Annotated in this window: 16 protein-coding genes; 7 read left to right on the forward strand and 9 right to left on the reverse strand. The window is 39.9% G+C overall.

Annotation, left to right across the window (positions count from 1 at the left end; genetic code table 11):
* Nucleotides 1-4: 4 nt before the first annotated feature.
* From AC3IRT_RS03945 to AC3IRT_RS03960, 4 genes are all read left to right on the forward strand, one after another.
* Nucleotides 5-1,069 carry an alpha/beta hydrolase gene (locus tag AC3IRT_RS03945; protein WP_116776109.1) on the forward strand — a complete coding sequence of 355 codons (1,065 nt, stop codon included), beginning with the start codon at nucleotides 5-7 and terminating at the stop codon, nucleotides 1,067-1,069.
* Between the two features lie 23 nt (nucleotides 1,070-1,092).
* Nucleotides 1,093-2,172 carry an alpha/beta hydrolase gene (locus tag AC3IRT_RS03950; protein ID WP_489395142.1) on the forward strand — a complete coding sequence of 360 codons (1,080 nt, stop codon included), beginning with the start codon at nucleotides 1,093-1,095 and terminating at the stop codon, nucleotides 2,170-2,172.
* Nucleotides 2,173-2,252: 80 nt separating this feature from the next.
* Nucleotides 2,253-2,450 carry a hypothetical protein gene (locus tag AC3IRT_RS03955; protein ID WP_489396099.1) on the forward strand — a complete coding sequence of 66 codons (198 nt, stop codon included), beginning with the start codon at nucleotides 2,253-2,255 and terminating at the stop codon, nucleotides 2,448-2,450.
* A gap of 27 nt (nucleotides 2,451-2,477) precedes the next feature.
* Nucleotides 2,478-2,981 carry a cupin domain-containing protein gene (locus AC3IRT_RS03960; RefSeq protein ID WP_116776360.1) on the forward strand — a complete coding sequence of 168 codons (504 nt, stop codon included), beginning with the start codon at nucleotides 2,478-2,480 and terminating at the stop codon, nucleotides 2,979-2,981.
* 926 nt (nucleotides 2,982-3,907) lie between these two features.
* On the opposite strand, the gene AC3IRT_RS03965 is transcribed toward AC3IRT_RS03960, so the two are convergent.
* Both AC3IRT_RS03965 and AC3IRT_RS03970 read right to left on the reverse strand, forming a co-directional pair.
* The gene (locus AC3IRT_RS03965; RefSeq protein ID WP_489395143.1) at nucleotides 3,908-4,459 is read right to left on the reverse strand and encodes a response regulator; all 552 of its coding nucleotides are present in this window, start codon (nucleotides 4,457-4,459) and stop codon (nucleotides 3,908-3,910) included.
* 32 nt (nucleotides 4,460-4,491) lie between these two features.
* Nucleotides 4,492-5,622: a sensor histidine kinase gene (locus tag AC3IRT_RS03970; protein WP_489395144.1), complete on the reverse strand. Its 1,131-nt coding sequence runs from the start codon at nucleotides 5,620-5,622 to the stop codon at nucleotides 4,492-4,494.
* A 102-nt stretch (nucleotides 5,623-5,724) separates the two neighbouring features.
* Here AC3IRT_RS03970 and AC3IRT_RS03975 point away from each other — a divergent pair, with 102 nt between their 5' ends.
* Nucleotides 5,725-6,003: a transposase gene (locus AC3IRT_RS03975; protein WP_489393147.1), complete on the forward strand. Its 279-nt coding sequence runs from the start codon at nucleotides 5,725-5,727 to the stop codon at nucleotides 6,001-6,003.
* Complete coding sequence (locus tag AC3IRT_RS03980) at nucleotides 6,000-6,851, forward strand: IS3 family transposase (protein WP_489393126.1); 852 nt, start codon at nucleotides 6,000-6,002, stop codon at nucleotides 6,849-6,851. The genes AC3IRT_RS03975 and AC3IRT_RS03980 overlap by 4 nt, the downstream gene beginning before the upstream one ends.
* Nucleotides 6,852-7,031: 180 nt before the next feature.
* Here AC3IRT_RS03980 and AC3IRT_RS03985 read toward each other — a convergent pair whose 3' ends face one another.
* Nucleotides 7,032-7,853: an alpha/beta hydrolase gene (locus AC3IRT_RS03985; protein WP_489395145.1), complete on the reverse strand. Its 822-nt coding sequence runs from the start codon at nucleotides 7,851-7,853 to the stop codon at nucleotides 7,032-7,034.
* 143 nt (nucleotides 7,854-7,996) lie between these two features.
* Between AC3IRT_RS03985 and AC3IRT_RS03990 the strand changes: the two genes are divergently transcribed.
* Entirely contained in the window at nucleotides 7,997-9,076 is a 1,080-nt protein-coding gene (locus AC3IRT_RS03990; protein ID WP_489395146.1) for a serine hydrolase domain-containing protein, read from the forward strand.
* 327 nt (nucleotides 9,077-9,403) lie between these two features.
* On the opposite strand, the gene AC3IRT_RS03995 is transcribed toward AC3IRT_RS03990, so the two are convergent.
* From AC3IRT_RS03995 to AC3IRT_RS04020, 6 genes are all read right to left on the reverse strand, one after another.
* The gene (locus tag AC3IRT_RS03995; protein WP_489395147.1) at nucleotides 9,404-10,030 is read right to left on the reverse strand and encodes a LuxR C-terminal-related transcriptional regulator; all 627 of its coding nucleotides are present in this window, start codon (nucleotides 10,028-10,030) and stop codon (nucleotides 9,404-9,406) included.
* A 973-nt stretch (nucleotides 10,031-11,003) separates the two neighbouring features.
* Nucleotides 11,004-12,458 (reverse strand): TolC family protein, encoded by a 1,455-nt coding sequence (locus AC3IRT_RS04000; RefSeq protein WP_489395148.1) that lies wholly within the window; start codon nucleotides 12,456-12,458, stop codon nucleotides 11,004-11,006.
* 11 nt (nucleotides 12,459-12,469) lie between these two features.
* Nucleotides 12,470-13,831 (reverse strand): HlyD family secretion protein, encoded by a 1,362-nt coding sequence (locus AC3IRT_RS04005; protein ID WP_489395149.1) that lies wholly within the window; start codon nucleotides 13,829-13,831, stop codon nucleotides 12,470-12,472.
* A complete protein-coding gene (locus tag AC3IRT_RS04010) occupies nucleotides 13,821-14,822 on the reverse strand; it encodes an ABC transporter transmembrane domain-containing protein (RefSeq protein WP_489395150.1) in 1,002 nt (333 codons plus the stop codon). The genes AC3IRT_RS04005 and AC3IRT_RS04010 overlap by 11 nt, the downstream gene beginning before the upstream one ends.
* A gap of 207 nt (nucleotides 14,823-15,029) precedes the next feature.
* Complete coding sequence (locus AC3IRT_RS04015) at nucleotides 15,030-15,890, reverse strand: prolyl oligopeptidase family serine peptidase (RefSeq protein ID WP_489395151.1); 861 nt, start codon at nucleotides 15,888-15,890, stop codon at nucleotides 15,030-15,032.
* A gap of 191 nt (nucleotides 15,891-16,081) precedes the next feature.
* A complete protein-coding gene (locus AC3IRT_RS04020) occupies nucleotides 16,082-16,906 on the reverse strand; it encodes an AMP nucleosidase (protein ID WP_489395152.1) in 825 nt (274 codons plus the stop codon).

Here is a 16,906-nt window from a genome sequence, read left to right on the forward strand (position 1 = left end):
AATTATGAAAAAGTTAACAACAATAGCTGCATTATCAATGCTAATAACAACGACAGAAATGGCAAATGCGCAATCGACTGAAAAACGGTACGAAACCAATCCCTATACATTGGTTTACGAAGGTGCTTTAACAAACAATGAAAAAGGAAAAGTAAATATCCATCCGGTAAAATATAAATTAAATGGTATAGAAATAGTAGCAAATGTTTATACGCCCGCAGGATATGATGCTTCTAAGAAATACCCAGCAATTACTGTAGCCCATCCAAACGGTGGCATAAAAGAGCAGACCGCGGGATTATATGCACAGCATCTGGCAGAAGCAGGCTACATTACCATTGCGGCTGATGCCTCTTATCAGGGGGCAAGCGGCGGAGAACCCCGCCATACAGATAAACCGCAATTCCGGACAGAAGATATACACGGGATGGCTGATTTTATCTCACAATATCCGGGGGTTGATGCGAACCGGCTAGGAGCCTTTGGTATCTGTGGTGGTGGTGGCTATACCTTGAAAGCAGCCCAGTCCGACAAGCGCTTTAAAGCGGTAGCTACTTTAAGCATGTTCAATTCAGGTGAGGTAAGACGTAATGGCTTTAAGAACTCACAGCTGAACACCATTGAGGAACGTTTGAAACAGGCGACTGACGCGCGTGCACAAGAAATAGCTGGTGGCGAGATTCTTTTTTCAGGTGTAGCTAGCGTCACAGATGAAGAAATCGCTAAAACTCCGGCGGGCCTTTACCGCGATGGGTATGCGTACTATTACAGATCACATGCACATCCCAATTCTACATTCTTATACACAACGAGCAGTCTGCTTGACCTAATGGCTTGGGATGCTACCGATCAGATCGAATTGATTGATCAACCGTTGCTTATGATGGCTGGAGGGAATTCGGATACAAAATATATGACAGACGAGGCATTCCCGAAAGCGGTCAATGCTAAGAGTAAGGAATTGTTTGTTATTGAAGGAGCAGCCCATATCGAAACCTATTGGAAACCCGAGTATGTATCACAAGCGGTCGATAAGTTAGAAGGTTTTTTTAAAGAAAATCTAAAGTAGAAATGAATTGCAAATTTGTCAAAATGAATAAACCATCTCTTTTATTCGGATTTATGCTATCACTATCAATTAGTGGTAGCATTTCTGCACAGACAGTACAAAGGAAAAATCCCATAATCTTGGAAGATCAGGGAAGCTTTGCAGCGGGTGGCAGTGTGATCACAAACCCCGGTAAGTACGATCCTGTGAAACGGACGTCAGATGGACAGACCTACCACGGTGATCACGCTTACGTTTTTTATCAAAAGCCTGTGGATGCCAAAAAGTTGCCATTGGTGTTCTGGCATGGTATAGGTCAGTTTTCCAAAACATGGGAGACCACGCCAGATGGTCGAGATGGATTTCAGAACATTTTTCTAAGAAGAGGCTTTGGTGTGTACGTAATCGACCAGCCAAGACGTGGAAATGCCAGCCGAAGTATGGTAAAAGCAACCATATCACCAACACCCGATGAGCAGGACTGGTTCGGTACATTTCGCGTAGGGGTTTGGCCGGATTACTTTCCCGGTGTTCAGTTCTCCAAAGACCCTGAAACGCTTAATCAATATTTCCGATCCATGGCTCCGAGCATCGGACCTATTGATCCGGAAATTGTCACAGATGCTACTGCCGCTCTTGCTCAAAAGGTAGGGCCTTTGATTTTGGTAACCCATTCCCATTCTGGAGGATTTGGATGGATATCCGCCATTAAGAGTCCAAACGTAAAGGCTATTGTATCCTATGAACCCGGATCGGGCTTCTTGTTCCCTGAGGGAGAATTGCCAGCACCTATTGAAAGTTCAGCAGGGCCACTACAGGCTACAGCAATTTCACAGGAAGAATTTAAAAAATTAACAAAAATCCCTATCGTCATCTACTATGGAGATTTTATACCAGAAAAATACGATGCCAGCAATCCTGGTGCCGATGGATGGAGGGCAAGATTGGAAATGGCAAGGAAGTGGCGCGATACGGTCAATAAATATGGCGGTGATGTGACGGTTGTTCATCTACCGGAAATCGGACTTAAAGGTAATACCCACTTTCCTTTTTCGGATCTGAACAATATAGATGTGGCTGATGTCATGTCGAAATGGTTGTCCGAGAAAGGATTAGATAAATAGATTGCTGATGAAGATAATGAACGAATTGCTAAAAAAGGAGCAACTGCTAACAAGAATTGAAATGAATAGACCACTTTTTTATAGAAGAAGCTTTTACACGTGCATGGCGGGCATTTGATAAAAAAACGGGCAAGATGGTTTGGGAAACATCCTTACCGGCCGCTAATAATGCCAATGTCTGCTCATTCTCTATTGGCGGCAAGCAATTTATTACCCTTGGAGTGGGTGGCATAAAAGAAAACCCATCGGGCTCTGTTATGGCGTTTGCACTTAAATAATTGTTTAATCTTAAAATCTATAGCGAAATGAAAAATCTTAAAAAACTCGCACCATTGGCTATTGCCATGATAGTCGCAGCTTGTGACAATACGACACAGTCAAATAATGCCGATGCACAGAAATCAGGAAATATGCCTGCGGAGAACGAATTGGTATTTGAAAGAGGGGAAAAAGTAAACAGCTCCAATTTTACCGGAGGGACAGTCTGGTTAAAGAATCTAGTGGACGCGGACAGTATAAATCAGACTGCTGTGGGTAGTGTGACTTTTGAAGCCGGAGCAAGAACTAAGTGGCATTCACATCCAGCTGGACAGATTATTCTTGCCATTGATGGACAGGGGTATTATCAGGAAGAAGGCAAAGAAAAAGTAATCGTGAAAAAAGGCGAAGTCATGAAATGTCCGTCAGACGTGCCGCACTGGCATGGTGCAAGCGATCATAGCCACTTTGTACAGGTAGCAATCACTAGTCGCGAGAATGGTGAAACACTATGGCTTGAAGAGGTAAGTGATGAAGAGTACAATAAATAGTGCTTGTGCAGATTACGAGTTGAATTCATATATTGTCTGATCAAACCAATGCTTCGAATTCAGACTGTATAAACATAACAACGCCTGATGTTCCTCACATCAGGCGTTGTTATATAAGTAACCAATAATTGACCTATCAGAATGGTCGTAATGCTGGTGACGATAAATTCGGCTATAGTTCACGAAGCAGGTCAACACTTAGCTGTCTCACAAAACGAAATTTACTATATCGGATTCTACCGAACAAAAAACTAAACTGTATCAATTAGGAGTTGTTGAAATGCTATAAAATATGCCAAGTAAATATGTTTTCGCTATAACTTGGACTCACCATAATATTAATCACATAATATGGTCATCCAGCAGAGCGGTGCAGTATCTTGTAGACCATTTGCTACAAGAAATTTTAAATGTGTGTGTAGTATTTTGATGGTAAAAATTTTTAAGGTAGTTTTGTGCAGAATGCTCCTCTTTACTCGAAATCAATTCAATCTTGTGACGTAAGTGGGAAGCTTTATAAATTCAGATCAGTTCAGTCGCTAAACCTAATTATACACACATCATTCCGTTGAGGCAAAAGCTTTGTATCTCAACCATAGACAGTTGGCCATCACAGAAATAATGAAACCTACAAGTAAGTCTATAGAAATAGTCCTATATATTTTACTATTCCTTGCGATATTAAATGTTACATATATCTTATCTAAACTCTGTAATTTCTATTTTGAAGTTTTAAAACAAAAATATTTAAGTTGGGATATCATTTTGGTAGGTAGCTAAAGAATTAGAATGTTATGTCCAATAATATTCATTTAAACATTCTAAAACCAGTATCAGGGTTATTTCTGCTCACTGATCCAATATACTTTTGCTTTTTATACAACCTACCTCGATGTAGTTTTAAGTTACTGTTACGTTATCACTAACTACGTGATTTCTGAGTTTTTATTCGGTCTGCTACGCCCTAAGCGAACATCCTGAATAAGATCTGCTAATTTATTGAAAAGCTTATCAGGCTCGAACGGCTTATATATTAGTTCATTTATACCAACCTCCAGCGCTCTTGCTTTTATGTCAGATGTGATTGAAGCTGTTAGGGCAATAATATATATATTTGATTTTCTTTTCTCATGCATTTTGCGGATTTCAATCGTTGTTTCTATTCCGCTCATTATCGGCATATTAATATCCATTAAGATTACGTCATAATCGTTTCTATTCATAAGTGATATAACCTCAACTCCGTTAGAAGCGATATCGGCAGAAATACCCCAATATTCAAAAAGGCGATTCATATAAAAAATGTTTAGATTATTATCTTCAGCAAGGAGTATTCTTAATCCCTGCAAACCATTGGAGGCAGTTTTCAATTCAGATATTGGTGTCTCTTCACCTTTCGATGCAATAGGAAATTGTATCTCAAAAAACATTCGCGTCCCTTTTCCTAGCTGACTTTTAACGAAAATCTTACTGTCCATTATTTTTAATAGCTGATCAACAATGGAAAGTCCTAATCCTGTTCCCCATAGTTTCGGTTGATACTCGGATCAGCCTGTTGAAAGGGGTTGAACATCGTTTCCTGTTGCTGCTGAGTAAGACCTATACCTGAATCAGTAATTTCGAAGTGTAATCGTACGGATTTATTGGTCTTTTCGATTTCATATATATGGAGATTAATCTCTCCTTCGTGAGTGAACTTTATAGCATTGTCCAAAAGATTTGTCACAATTTGTCTTATCCTAGTGGGATCTCCCTTAACACTAAGATCCTCAAGTTGCGGGGATAATCTTAGTTTTAAAGCGATACCTTTTGAGTCTGCATTATATCGCATCTGAGTAGCAATTTGCTGAATGAGCTGGTCAATTTGAAAAATAGTTTGCTCAATTTCCACCTGGCCAGCCTCTAATTTATGTACATCAAGAACATTATTAATAAGAGATAGAAGGGTTTTGGCTGATATATTTAAGCTTTCCAAAAGTTCGTTTTGGTTTTTATCTTTCCGATCTATCTTTATAAGATTGGCGATACCAATAAGCGAATTCAGGGGGGTGCGTAACTCATGCGAAATAGTCGCAAGAAATTTACTGCGACTTTCAGCTAACACGAAATTCTGACGAGATAGTTCTTGACTATTTTTGAGACTATCAAAAAGTACTTTGTGGAAATAACGATGTGATAGGACTATGACTACCCAATTAATAAAAATGTAGATATTATTTAAATTTGAGGGTAATGCCTGTAACGTATGCATTCTCAACGGAATATAATCTACGGCAAGGAAGCAGATCGCAGCCATGCTGGAATAAAATGTGCCCCATTTCCGACCGAGCGCATAAAAACTGCTAATCATCACCATTAAGATTGCCTGGACAGCGACCAGATCAATACCAATGTCCTCATTAAACGTTCGGTAATAAATATGTAAGATAGTAGAAATTACCGCATAATGCACAAATATATTTAGATGGCGATGAAAGTGTTTAATCACTATCATCAATATAGCTGATGTGATAATAAGTCTGATGGATCGTCCCGTTCCTTCACCATTGAACCTTACCCATGAATCGTATAGATAGATTAAACCTTTAAGTACATTGGCACCCAGCATTAAAGTAAACAATCTAACCAATGCGATTTCCATTTCGCCCGAGGCTTTCAACCTTAGAAAGTCTTTGATCTGTTTGTATATAATACTCCCCAAATATTGGACAGCTGATTAAATTCGATAATTTAACAGTTGAAAATGAAAAAAGAGCGTAGAAAATTCAGTCCGGTTTTCAAGACCAAAGTAGTCTTAGAAGCCCTTAAAGAAGTTAGTACCATGCAGGAACTTGCTTCCAAATACAGCCTTCATCCCACACAGATCACCGCTTGGAAACGGGAATTTCTGGAGAAAGCTGACACGGTGTTCGGTTCAGAGAAACCTACACAGAAAGAAGAGTCTAAAGAGAAAGAACTTTATTCCAAGATTGGTGAACTTCAGATCCAAGTTGATTTCTTAAAAAAGGTATTGGGGAAATGAGCATGATTGAAAGGCGCGGACTTGTTTCCCCAGGATATAAACCGCTAAGTATTGTGGGGCAGTGTAAGCTGCTGAATCTTCAGCGTAGCTTCTATTATTTCAAGCCTAAAGGTGAATCCTTGTTGAATCAGTCCATCATGAAGCTAATTGACCGCAAGTTTCTGGACTGTCCATTTTACGGTGTGGAACGGATGACTGCGTATCTCAACAAAGATCTAGGGTATCGTATAAATGCCAAGCGCGTACGGCGTTTATATCGGCTAATGAGCCTTCGGACCATTTACCCAAAGAAGAACCTAAGTAAAGCAAATGCAACACATTACAAATACCCGTACTTACTCAAAGGCTTAAAGATAGAGCGGCCAAGCCAAGTTTGGCAGGCCGACATCACTTATATTCCTATGTTTAGAGGCTTCATGTATATGTTCGCCATTATAGATGTGTATAGTCGAAAGATTGTGGGGTGGAGTATCTCTAATACCATGACGGTGGAATGGTGCAGGGATGTGCTGTTGGAAACAATAGCAGAGCACGGCACTCCTGAAGTATTCAATACCGATCAGGGTTCACAATTTACCAGTCCGATCTTTACCAAAGTCCTCAAGGATAATCGTGTGAGTATATCAATGGATGGAAAAGGAAGAGCGCTGGACAACGTGTTTATCGAAAGGTTCTGGAGGTCATTGAAGCAGGAATACATTTATTTGAACCCACCTAACGGTGGCATGGAGTTATTCCAAGGTGTGAAACGGTATGTCGAATTTTACAATACGGAAAGAAGACATCAGTCTATGGACCATTTTACCCCAAATCAGGTATTCTATCAAAATAATAAAAAAGTGTCGTAAATAAACTTAAGTTTGAACTATTGCTGTCCAGCAAAAAGGGAGTACTATAGTAATACATGCTAAATTTTTTTAATGACACAAAGATCTATAAATAATAGAATGTTAACTACAATTACTATGCGTAGTGTAAGTCGTCTACTAAAGTGAAGTCTTACGATTTTATTTATATTAGAGCATTTGTCACAAAACGAAGATTTCCGATGAGGCATATCTATTAATCATCAGCGAACGTAATAAGTAGTAATAAAAATTATTGTATGGAACAGCCAAAGACAAAATTGCCCGTGTCTTAATGATATTGTCCTTTTTGCCATGGATTAAAGTCACGTTAGCCAAGTGGTCTGGAATTGATTTTTTGCGCCAATTATCTTTATCAAAGTCTAGTTGTATTTTCTGCTTTACATAAGCATGTATTTTCAACACATCTTTGGTCGATACATTCATCAACGTCATATAATCATCGAAGATCTTTCTTAGATCCGACGGAGCCGCTAAAGCGAACAGATTATCTATTTTAATATCGGGAGATTCCATAATTGCCAACGTTGCTGCGGCTGCACCTAGCGAATGCCCGACTACAATGATTTGTTCGTAGTCTTTAACCTCGTTTAAACAGTATTTTATCGAGTCTTTGAATTCGAGTATATGTGTTCTTTTCCCGGCAGAAGCACCATGCGCTGGCGCATCATATCCGATAATGCTGATGTTGCGATCAACTGCGTGCTGAAAAAAGTACTTGTAGTTTTGGATGCTACCGCCCCAACCATGCGCGAAAATGATAACTTGCCGCGAAGCTAACCTTTTGTATAATGTGAAACTCGTTGTTTTTGCATAACCTGGAAGCTTTATGGTAGCCGTATCAAACGCTACGGAGGAAGCCGAAGGCTTAGTTTTGCTCTCTGGTGGTGTAGAGAATAAGCGTAATAAAAAATCGTAATAAGCTTGTGTATTGACAATGCGTATTGCCTTACCAATTAATTGAGCTGTTTTGACCTTATCCATACCTGAGCTAAACGAAATTTTCTATGTCCATCCTATCAAATTGCACTACCGATTGGAGCATAAAAGTAGGTAATAATTAACTTTGTTTTAAAATTTTTTTTTAAAAGGAACTTTATAGCATTTTGTAAATACTATCTTTAAACATGCTGATCAGATCTTTTCTCGTGTGCTTATTGTATTTGCTTTGTCTTTCTTCCAATGCCCAATCGCACACTGTATTGAGGCTTGATAAACTAGATCAAGAAGTGCTATCTGATAATTACCCGAACATAGATGCCATTGTCATACAGCATGGTACGGCGATTTTATTCGAACAATATTATAACGGATTTGAGGCAGATAGTTTGCATGATATGCGTTCATCCTTCAAATCGATCACGAGCTTGCTCGCAGGGATTGCTGTGGACAAACAACTCATTAAGCTAGACGATACATTGGGGCTTTATTTTCCCGAATTGCAAGATCCTGAAAAGCGCGGTATTCGCATTCAGCACTTGCTAGAAATGCGCTCCGGACTAGATTGCGAAGAGTTTTATGGAACAGGCCCCGATTGTGAAGATGCGATGTGGGCTACCGACGATTGGATCAATTTCTGGCTTAGCATAAACATGGTGCGCAAAAGCGGCCAAAAATGGTCGTACAACTCCATTGATCCCATGATCATGGGTGAAGTGATTACCCGCGCGAGCGGCATGACTGTGATGGAGTTTGCTAAACAATTTCTATTTGAACCGTTGGGAATACTAGATTACCGTTGGACAACTTCGCCCAAAGGACAGGGAATGACTGCAGGATCCTTTTATATGAAACCATTAGATATGCTTAAAATCATAAATTTGGTCAAGCAAAAGGGCGAGTGGAATGGTCAGCAAATAATCAGCTCAAAATGGATTGAACAATCCACGACATGCGATATTCCGATTGATTACTCTTTTGGCGAAAATGCGAAGATATCCGATGCGACGTATGAAAGCGCACGATATGGGTTATACTGGTATCGAGAAAAACTACGAGATGATACATTCAACACGGAAGTGTTATTTGCTTCTGGAAATGGTGGTCAGTACAAGATGGGATTCCAGAGTATGATCTTACCATCGTGTTTACCGGAAGTAATTATGGCAATTGGCGCGGCAAGTTGCCTTTCTCCATCTTGCTTAAGTATATTCTACCAACCATTCACAATAAGCAGCTTTAATACTGCGATATCATTTTTATTTTAGCAATAACTAGATCGTTATTTAAGCACAGCGCTATACTTATTATTCTGAGAAAGTCGTAAAAACATAAACATAAGGCCTGAAAACTAAAATTTAGTTCTGATGAATTGTTGGTAAACTTGCCGTGAAATTATACCACTATGCCCAACCCGAAATCAGTTTCGTCGAAGAAAAGTGAGATTTTGAAAAAAAATCCGATCGCTATACTGTGTATCGTGCGGATGATAAAATCGTGCTATGATGGCTTTTGATTACCAGTTATACTTGCCAGATTACCTAGCCAAACGTATGCATGACTATTATGGAATGAAGGTTGGTGAAAAACATAATTTAGCTTGCCATGATCATGAGATCGGTTAACTCGCGTTGATTGACCACGCCTAATTTTGTGTATATTCTGTTTTTGTACGTTGAAACCGTAGAGGGCTTGATGGATAATAGCCTAGCAATCTCAATCAATGGAACCCCATTGCGAAGAAAAGATAAAACGGTACGTTCGCGTTTTGAAAATTTCTCAAACAGCCATTGCCCAGAAGCTTGGTCTGGATAATGCTCTGAAGACCTATTTTTTTTTGGAGATGTAGGAGCAGCACCATCTCCTTCAAAAAAATTTACTAGTGTGTCTTTCATATGTTCTAACTTAGAGCATACATTAATAAAGGCATCTGCTCCAGCTTCTAATAAGCGGGCAGCAAATGCTTTCTCCGTGTAGTTTGAAAAAAGCAATATTCTAATCTCCGGTCGGATACTTTTAAATTTCGTAATCGCAGCGATCGAATGATCTCCACACATATCCGTATTTAATATTAACATATCAATCTCTTCGTTTCGGAGGATGGTGCACACCTGATGATGGTTAGTAGCTTCAAATACTCGAATCTCTGATTTAATACTTTTGACAAGGTTAATTGATCCAAAACGTACGACTCCTTGGCTGTCGGCAAATAGTGTGTTCATAATAATGTTAGTTAAGTTGGTTTTCTAAAAAAGTCACCATTTCTTCCATGAATACCCAATGAATCTCCGTGGTAGAATACTTATGATGTAAATCTTTTTTAGCGAACATGCTTTGTAATTGTAGGTTATTAGCTAAAATGAATGACTATTCTGAAATAAAAACGGAAACTCTATGATCGAAAATTATGACGCTCAACTATTGACGTCGTTATATTTTCTCTACTTATCATATTATATAGATTGTATTTGAAAATTTTCTAATACAATCTCTTCGTAATAGATGTTGCGGCACGTTCCGCTCAGTAGAATGGTAGCTGCAGCTGCGATTAAAATGATTCAGATTCATAGTGATTTACTGTTATAATTACACATTTGGTAATAAATACTTGATGTTAGAACACACATTTTTAACCTCCTTAATTCCTGTAAGCAGGAATATAATTTGCTCTGTTCCCGATATCTTGGGAAGATCAGTATAATACTCAGGGCATCAATCTCTTACGTGTGTTCATTTTGGGTGTTATAATTTGGGTATAACGTCTCATAGGTATGATGTTAGCTTCATTTATAATGTAATATTACTGTCTTTAAGACAGTTGTTTGTAACGGTTTTGCCTGATTATTTTTATTTGTAGATGAAACGCTACAATTATTCTGTTAAATGACAGTGTTTTGATATTTTTAGTAATCGACTCGTTTAGATGTTGGCGATAAAAAAAATCGATTAATTATTTGCTGAATATGCAAGTTTAATGGTTTTGCATAACAAAGCATGCTTTTCTAAAAGTGGGTGTGGTAGATAGGTTGTAAAGGTAAATGCCGTATGAATCATGCATCACAAGGTTTTACAGTTTATTTTTGCTAATTTATACCATGAATGGTAAAATTCATTGCTGTTATATTAAAATAATTCTTGAAGCCGTAAAATAGTGCAAGAAGCGATTTTAGCAATGTATTGATTAAAAACAGGATGTTACTGCGCGTTAAACTCGGTAGTGCGCGTACCGGCTTTATAATACAAGCCAGCTAATGCTTTCTGATATGCAGCTATGAGATTTTCACGCTGAAGCTGCATGTCGATGAGTGTAGACTCTCGATTATTGATGATGAACAAGGTACTTTCCCCAAGATCAAATTTCTGCATTTCGCCAGCTAGCAACACCTCTTGATTAGCGATACTTTTTACTTGCAATCTCAATTGCTGTGTATAAGCCGTCAAGTCATTATACGTCGTATTAATATCATTACGGATAGTACGTCCTACAATCACTTGATCGTAACGGAGCTGATCTTGTTGAATGCGTACTTCGCGCAATTTGCCTCGCTCACCACGTAAGAAGATAGGGAAGGCAAAGGACATTCCTAGCTTATAATTGCCCCAATTAAAATCATAAATGGCGGGTATAGATTCACCGAAGCTGCGTCGGCTCGAAATAAGTGTGCCCGATATATCCAGGCGAGGCTTTAGCATTTCGCGCCTATATCGCTCTTCGATGCTGAGCTGTAGCCCTTTGCTTTCTAACATGAGCAATTCTGGATGCTGCTGTTCAGCCACCTCCAATAATTGCGATAAAAGTTGAGCATCGGCTGCTAAATCAGTGATATCTACGGCAGAAGGTCTGGCGCGATCTGGTAACTCTACCGGTAGCTCTTCTGCATTCCAAAGATGATTGGATAAGATCAATTTTCTGTTACGAAATTCGATCGCATACTTAGCTAGTTGCATCTCTCGCTCCTGTAGTGTAATGGCCGCTTCTACGGAGTCGATTGGTGGCCGATCGCCAAGCACAGTTTGTGCGCTAATGGCACGAAATCGAGTGTCGGCTAGGCGAACTCCTTCTTCGAGCAATCTAAATTGCCGGTAGGCATAATACCAATCCCAATAATCTGATACCGCTTGATACCAAAGACCATTAATTTGCTTTACTTGGTCTGCTTCAGCGTATTCTACCATCGCGCGCGCTTGCTTCAAGGTATTTCTACGACTATCGATCAGCAAACCTTGCCCCAATGGTATACTTAGACCAATGCCAGAAAGACCGGTATTAGATGTGCGACTTTGAGGATTGGTAAACATACCAACATTACGATCATAACCTACTTTTAAGTCAGCACCGGCTAACCAGAGTGGTACTTTTAGTTCGCTGCTCCAGTCGTTGTAATAATCTGATTCCCCAAAATACTTGTTTTGAAAATCGGCGTACAAAGCGGGGTCGAATTTACCCAAGGCTTGCGTTACCGAAGCGCGTGCAGACTCACTCAATAGATTGATCTGTTTTAAAACAGGATGATTGGTGAATAAGAAATCTTCTAAGTCTTGCAGCGAAAACTCTTCCGTTAATGATACTGTTGTATCTGCCTGTCCGTATGCAGGGCAATGCATAGATGTCGATAAGCCAATAAGGATGAATAGTAAAATTCTAAACATGATTATTGAAATTAATCTAAAGCGTGCCCGCCTCGTTCTTGTTCTAGACTAGGTGGAAAGCCATTTAGTTGTCGCCAGATTTCATACCATAGTGGTACCGGACCTAAGATGATACGCGCATATACACCAGAGCCCACGCGCAGTTGTATAGGCCAATCATCGTCTCCTTCTGGGACAGGACTAGCTGCGCGAATAAGTACTCTATATTTACCATTTGTGCTGCTGACTTTGTCAATAACCGTTACGCTTCCTGCGAAAGTACCTACGGCGACCGAAGGCCAGCCAGAAAATTGAATAGAAGGCCATCCGTCAAATTGCAGACGTGTATCATTTTCTAAACCAATAAGTGGTACATCCATCGCGTTTACGTATATCTCCGCTGCAAGAAGCGGTTTTTTAGATTGCAATGTAGCGACAGATTCACCTTCTTTGATCGTTTCGCCTATACCAGCTTTTAATGTCTTAACAATGAAACCATCCTGTGGTGCACGCACTACATATAATCCACGGCGTACATCGATGTTAGCGATCTCATTTCTTAATTTAGAGATATCACCCTGCGCGGATGCTTTGGTAGACAATGCAGATCCCAAATCTGATTGCGCTTTGGCCAGAGATTCATTGTATCTCGCTCGAATATTGCTCAATTCAATTTTGGCGTTGATATAAGATTGACGGGAGTTGGATAATTTGTTTTCGGCACTAATAACTTTAGCGCGATCATTCTGCAGGTTCAATCGACGCGTCTCTATATCTGTAAGCGAAAACAATCCATCTCGATAGCCTTGTTCGTAGCGCTCCAACCTTGCTATACTTGTTTCCAGAAAGCTGTTTGTAGCAATGAGGTCTGCACTATCAATTTTGACTACGTTTCGAGCTTGTTCGGCCGAATTACTGGCTGATTCCAACTGAAAACGTAAGCCATTACTCAAAGCTGCTATCTGCGCTTCTGTTGCAATCATTTTTTGATCGGCAGCATTTTCACTACTACGTTTGGCTTCCAGCTGTTCGTCTAATCGGAGCGGTAATTCGGGGTCGAAATACATTTGTGCAATCTCAGAAACTACTAGCAGCGTATCTCCCTTTTTAACTTCGTCGCCGTCTTTCACCGCCCAATGCTCGATTCTTCCACCAATTTGGTTTTGAATGGTTTGAGGTCGGTCCTCAGGACGTAGCGTAGAAATCGTACCTCGCCCGGGAATAGTTTGCCGCCAAGGCAAAAACAATAATGCAATGAAGATAACACCTGCAACCATGAGTACGCGTCCTATAAATATGGGTCCGCGGTTTGGTATCAGTTTCTCTTCACCGTCTTTCGTCAAATCTTTCCAATTGACCACTTTGGGGTCTACGGGCCTCAATCTAGTAGCCATAAGGTACAGCATCCTCCTCTAACGCCAAATCTGTTACCGCACCCAATTTTACACTACCAGTGAGCATATCGAAAATAGTGTTTAAGTTGGTGAATAGTTTCTCAATCGCATAACCTACTTGCACAATAAGTACTTCTGCGGCCACAAACTGTCCGAAAGTCATTTGTCGCTCTACGACAAAATAAGATCCTAACAAAAGCATGGATCCAAACAATAAGGTCCTTAGTATGAGCGAAGCGCTAAAGAAGCGCTTTAGAACACGGAAATGCGAATTTCTGGCAGTAAGATACTTGCCAGTAATCATATCCGTGTCGGTAATGATTTCTTGCATTTTTGCTTTATCTCCTCGATACTGCTCAATATTAGCTGCCACATTTTCGAGATAGGCTACCGTCTCATACTTGTGTTCAGATTCTTGTATACTAGCACTTAGTCCGTTGCGATAGTAAATGGCGATTACGATAGCAATTAGAGCGATAACGACTACACTCAGCACAATAAACAGGGGATGATAGAATGATAATAGTACCAAACTAGAGAAGATCGTTACTGCGGCAGCAATCAAATCAATCAGTAATTTGATAATCCCCTTTTGAATCACGATTACGTCGAAAAAGCGATTCACTAACTCGACCAAATTTTTGTCTTCTAATTCCGACGGTTGAATCCGAGGTAGGCGGTAGGCAAATTCTAAGGATGAGCGGAGGAATATTTTCTGCTCCAAATATTCAACTAAGCTAAGCTGTCCTATCAATAGCAACCCCGCTACAACTACACCTGTCAATACGAAAGCGATCAATATATAAGTCGAGCTGTACATGGCACCGTTGGTCAGAAAGTTGAATACGGCGGATATACCCAACGGAATGCTCAGGCTGAATACGCCGATTACTATGGCGTATAAAAATATGTAATTAATGGTTCTCCTTTCCGGATGTAATAGCCTAAACAGCCTTTCCATCGGCGTAGGAGCTCCAGGTTTGCTAGCCATAGTTCGTGATTAAATAAATGTTGTAAATCCCTTCTAATTTGTAGTATACCCTTTTCGGAATGAAGTAGTAGTCACACAATAGGTTCGGACTTTGCTTATGAAAGCAGTTCAGCATGTTACAAAAATAAAAATAAGATTAGAAATTCATCATCAATGATCATGAATTTTACGAATTACTGAAAATTTTACATTAATATTGGGAAATTTCTATTTAACAAGAAAGGTTTTGATCTTGTTGAACACATTTTTCATGTCTGGAAGAGAAATACTATCTTTCACGCTGTTATATGTAATGATTTCATGATCTATATTATAAACACTTAGGCGTTTGGCAAATGCTTCAGCTTGAGTGATTGGAAATTTAGAATTATTTGTATCATGAATGATTAAAAATGACGGACTGTTAGCGGAAACATAGTTAATAGGCGACGCCGTCTCGTAAAGAGAAGCTTGATTATGAGGAGATTCACCAATGTAAGCTTGTAATGCGTATTTCATTGCTGGTGCAGCTTCGTTATGTATAGCTAATAAATCAAATGCGCCAGAAAAAGCAATACTGCCTTTTACTCGTGTAGATGATTCTGAACTCTTGAGCGCATATAAGGCGGCTAATTGCGCGCCAGACTCTAGCCCAGCCATGTACGTGTCAGTAGAAATCTGATACGTATGTGCTTGCTCATAAATGAAATCCATCGCTTGTAATATATCCATTTCAGCATCTTTTGCTGTCAAGCTATTACTGTCTGTCGCTAAACGGTAATTTAAGTTGAATAAAGCGTAATCGGGAAAATAAGCCTTTAGTAGGCCGACGGAATTGTCATCTAGGCTAATATCATCTTTGTCGCCCGATGACCAATCGCCAGCATGCACATAAACGATTAACTTGGTGTGATCTACACTTCGCCTCGCCGGCAAGTATATGTCCATGCTCTGAAGCTGATGCTCACCATACTTCACATTACGCAAAACTAGATCTTGATCCACTGGGTAGTAATCCATTACTTCCTCTTTTGTACAAGAAGTTAATAGGAGTATCGTGGTGAATAGAAGTAGTAGCGCATTTTTCATTGTGTTCAGGTCGAAATATTTAAGCGTTGTATACGCCATATTTCGAGACCTAAGTTACGTCAAAAAAACTAGACATGCAATTCAAAATTAGGCGGTTAGCTAATAAAAATCATACGGATTGTTATCAACGACTTGCCATAAGCAAGTACATTGATACATCCGAGAGGTAGATGTATGTTTATTGTGTTGGGTTAGAATTGGAGGTGTTTTACCGTCAATCCATTGTTTATAAGCTGTTTCAGCGCATCGATACCGATGGTGATGTGCTTCTCCACATATTTTGCGGTGACAGATACGTCTGACTGTGCTGTTTTCACGCCTTCTGGAATCATAGGCTGATCCGATACGAGTAGTAATGCGCCGGTTGGTATTTTATTGGCGAAGCCTACACTAAAGATGGTTGCGGTCTCCATATCCACACACATGGCACGTATCGCTTTTAAATATTTCTTAAATGCTTTGTCGTGCTCCCACACGCGTCTGTTGGTGGTATATACGGTGCCAGTCCAATAATCTGAAGAGTGATCACGAATACTTGTAGAGATCGCCTTTTGCAATGCAAACGCTGGTAAGGCTGGTACTTCTGGTGGGAAATAATCATTGGAGGTTCCTTCTCCACGAATGGCTGCAATGGGCAGTACTAAATCGCCAATGTTGTTGTTCTTTTTCAAACCGCCTGCTTTACCCAGAAATAATACCGCCTTTGGTTTGATGGCCGATAATAAATCCATAATGGTAGCCGCCATGGGGCTTCCCATACCAAAATTGATGATGGTGATGCCGCCAGCAGTACATGTCTGCATCGGTTTGTCTAAGCCCAGAATAGGAGCTTGGTCGTTCATTTCGGAGAAGATCTTCACGTAATTAGAGAAATTGGTCAGTAAAATGTACTCTCCAAACTCTTCTAATGATCTGCCCGTGTAACGTGGCAACCAATTGATGACGATATCTTCTTTACTTTTAAGTCCGGGAATCACCGGTGAATTTTCGAGTTTTGATTTTTTGGTTTTGCTCAT

Source organism: Sphingobacterium sp. KH_072, assembly GCF_057837975.1.

Excerpts from the sequence above, each read along its gene's own strand:
- AC3IRT_RS03945 (WP_116776109.1), top strand. The coding sequence starts at position 5 with ATGAAAAAGTTAACAACAATAGCTGCATTATCAATGCTAATAACAACG.
- AC3IRT_RS03950 (WP_489395142.1), top strand. The coding sequence starts at position 1,093 with ATGAATAAACCATCTCTTTTATTCGGATTTATGCTATCACTATCAATT.
- AC3IRT_RS03960 (WP_116776360.1), top strand. The coding sequence starts at position 2,478 with ATGAAAAATCTTAAAAAACTCGCACCATTGGCTATTGCCATGATAGTC.
- AC3IRT_RS03965 (WP_489395143.1), bottom strand. The coding sequence starts at position 4,459 with ATGGACAGTAAGATTTTCGTTAAAAGTCAGCTAGGAAAAGGGACGCGA.
- AC3IRT_RS03970 (WP_489395144.1), bottom strand. The coding sequence starts at position 5,622 with ATGGAAATCGCATTGGTTAGATTGTTTACTTTAATGCTGGGTGCCAAT.
- AC3IRT_RS03975 (WP_489393147.1), top strand. The coding sequence starts at position 5,725 with ATGAAAAAAGAGCGTAGAAAATTCAGTCCGGTTTTCAAGACCAAAGTA.
- AC3IRT_RS03980 (WP_489393126.1), top strand. The coding sequence starts at position 6,000 with ATGAGCATGATTGAAAGGCGCGGACTTGTTTCCCCAGGATATAAACCG.
- AC3IRT_RS03985 (WP_489395145.1), bottom strand. The coding sequence starts at position 7,853 with ATGGATAAGGTCAAAACAGCTCAATTAATTGGTAAGGCAATACGCATT.
- AC3IRT_RS03990 (WP_489395146.1), top strand. The coding sequence starts at position 7,997 with ATGCTGATCAGATCTTTTCTCGTGTGCTTATTGTATTTGCTTTGTCTT.
- AC3IRT_RS03995 (WP_489395147.1), bottom strand. The coding sequence starts at position 10,030 with ATGAACACACTATTTGCCGACAGCCAAGGAGTCGTACGTTTTGGATCA.
- AC3IRT_RS04000 (WP_489395148.1), bottom strand. The coding sequence starts at position 12,458 with ATGTTTAGAATTTTACTATTCATCCTTATTGGCTTATCGACATCTATG.
- AC3IRT_RS04005 (WP_489395149.1), bottom strand. The coding sequence starts at position 13,831 with ATGGCTACTAGATTGAGGCCCGTAGACCCCAAAGTGGTCAATTGGAAA.
- AC3IRT_RS04010 (WP_489395150.1), bottom strand. The coding sequence starts at position 14,822 with ATGGCTAGCAAACCTGGAGCTCCTACGCCGATGGAAAGGCTGTTTAGG.
- AC3IRT_RS04015 (WP_489395151.1), bottom strand. The coding sequence starts at position 15,890 with ATGAAAAATGCGCTACTACTTCTATTCACCACGATACTCCTATTAACT.
- AC3IRT_RS04020 (WP_489395152.1), bottom strand. The coding sequence starts at position 16,906 with ATGAGCAAAACCAAAAAATCAAAACTCGAAAATTCACCGGTGATTCCC.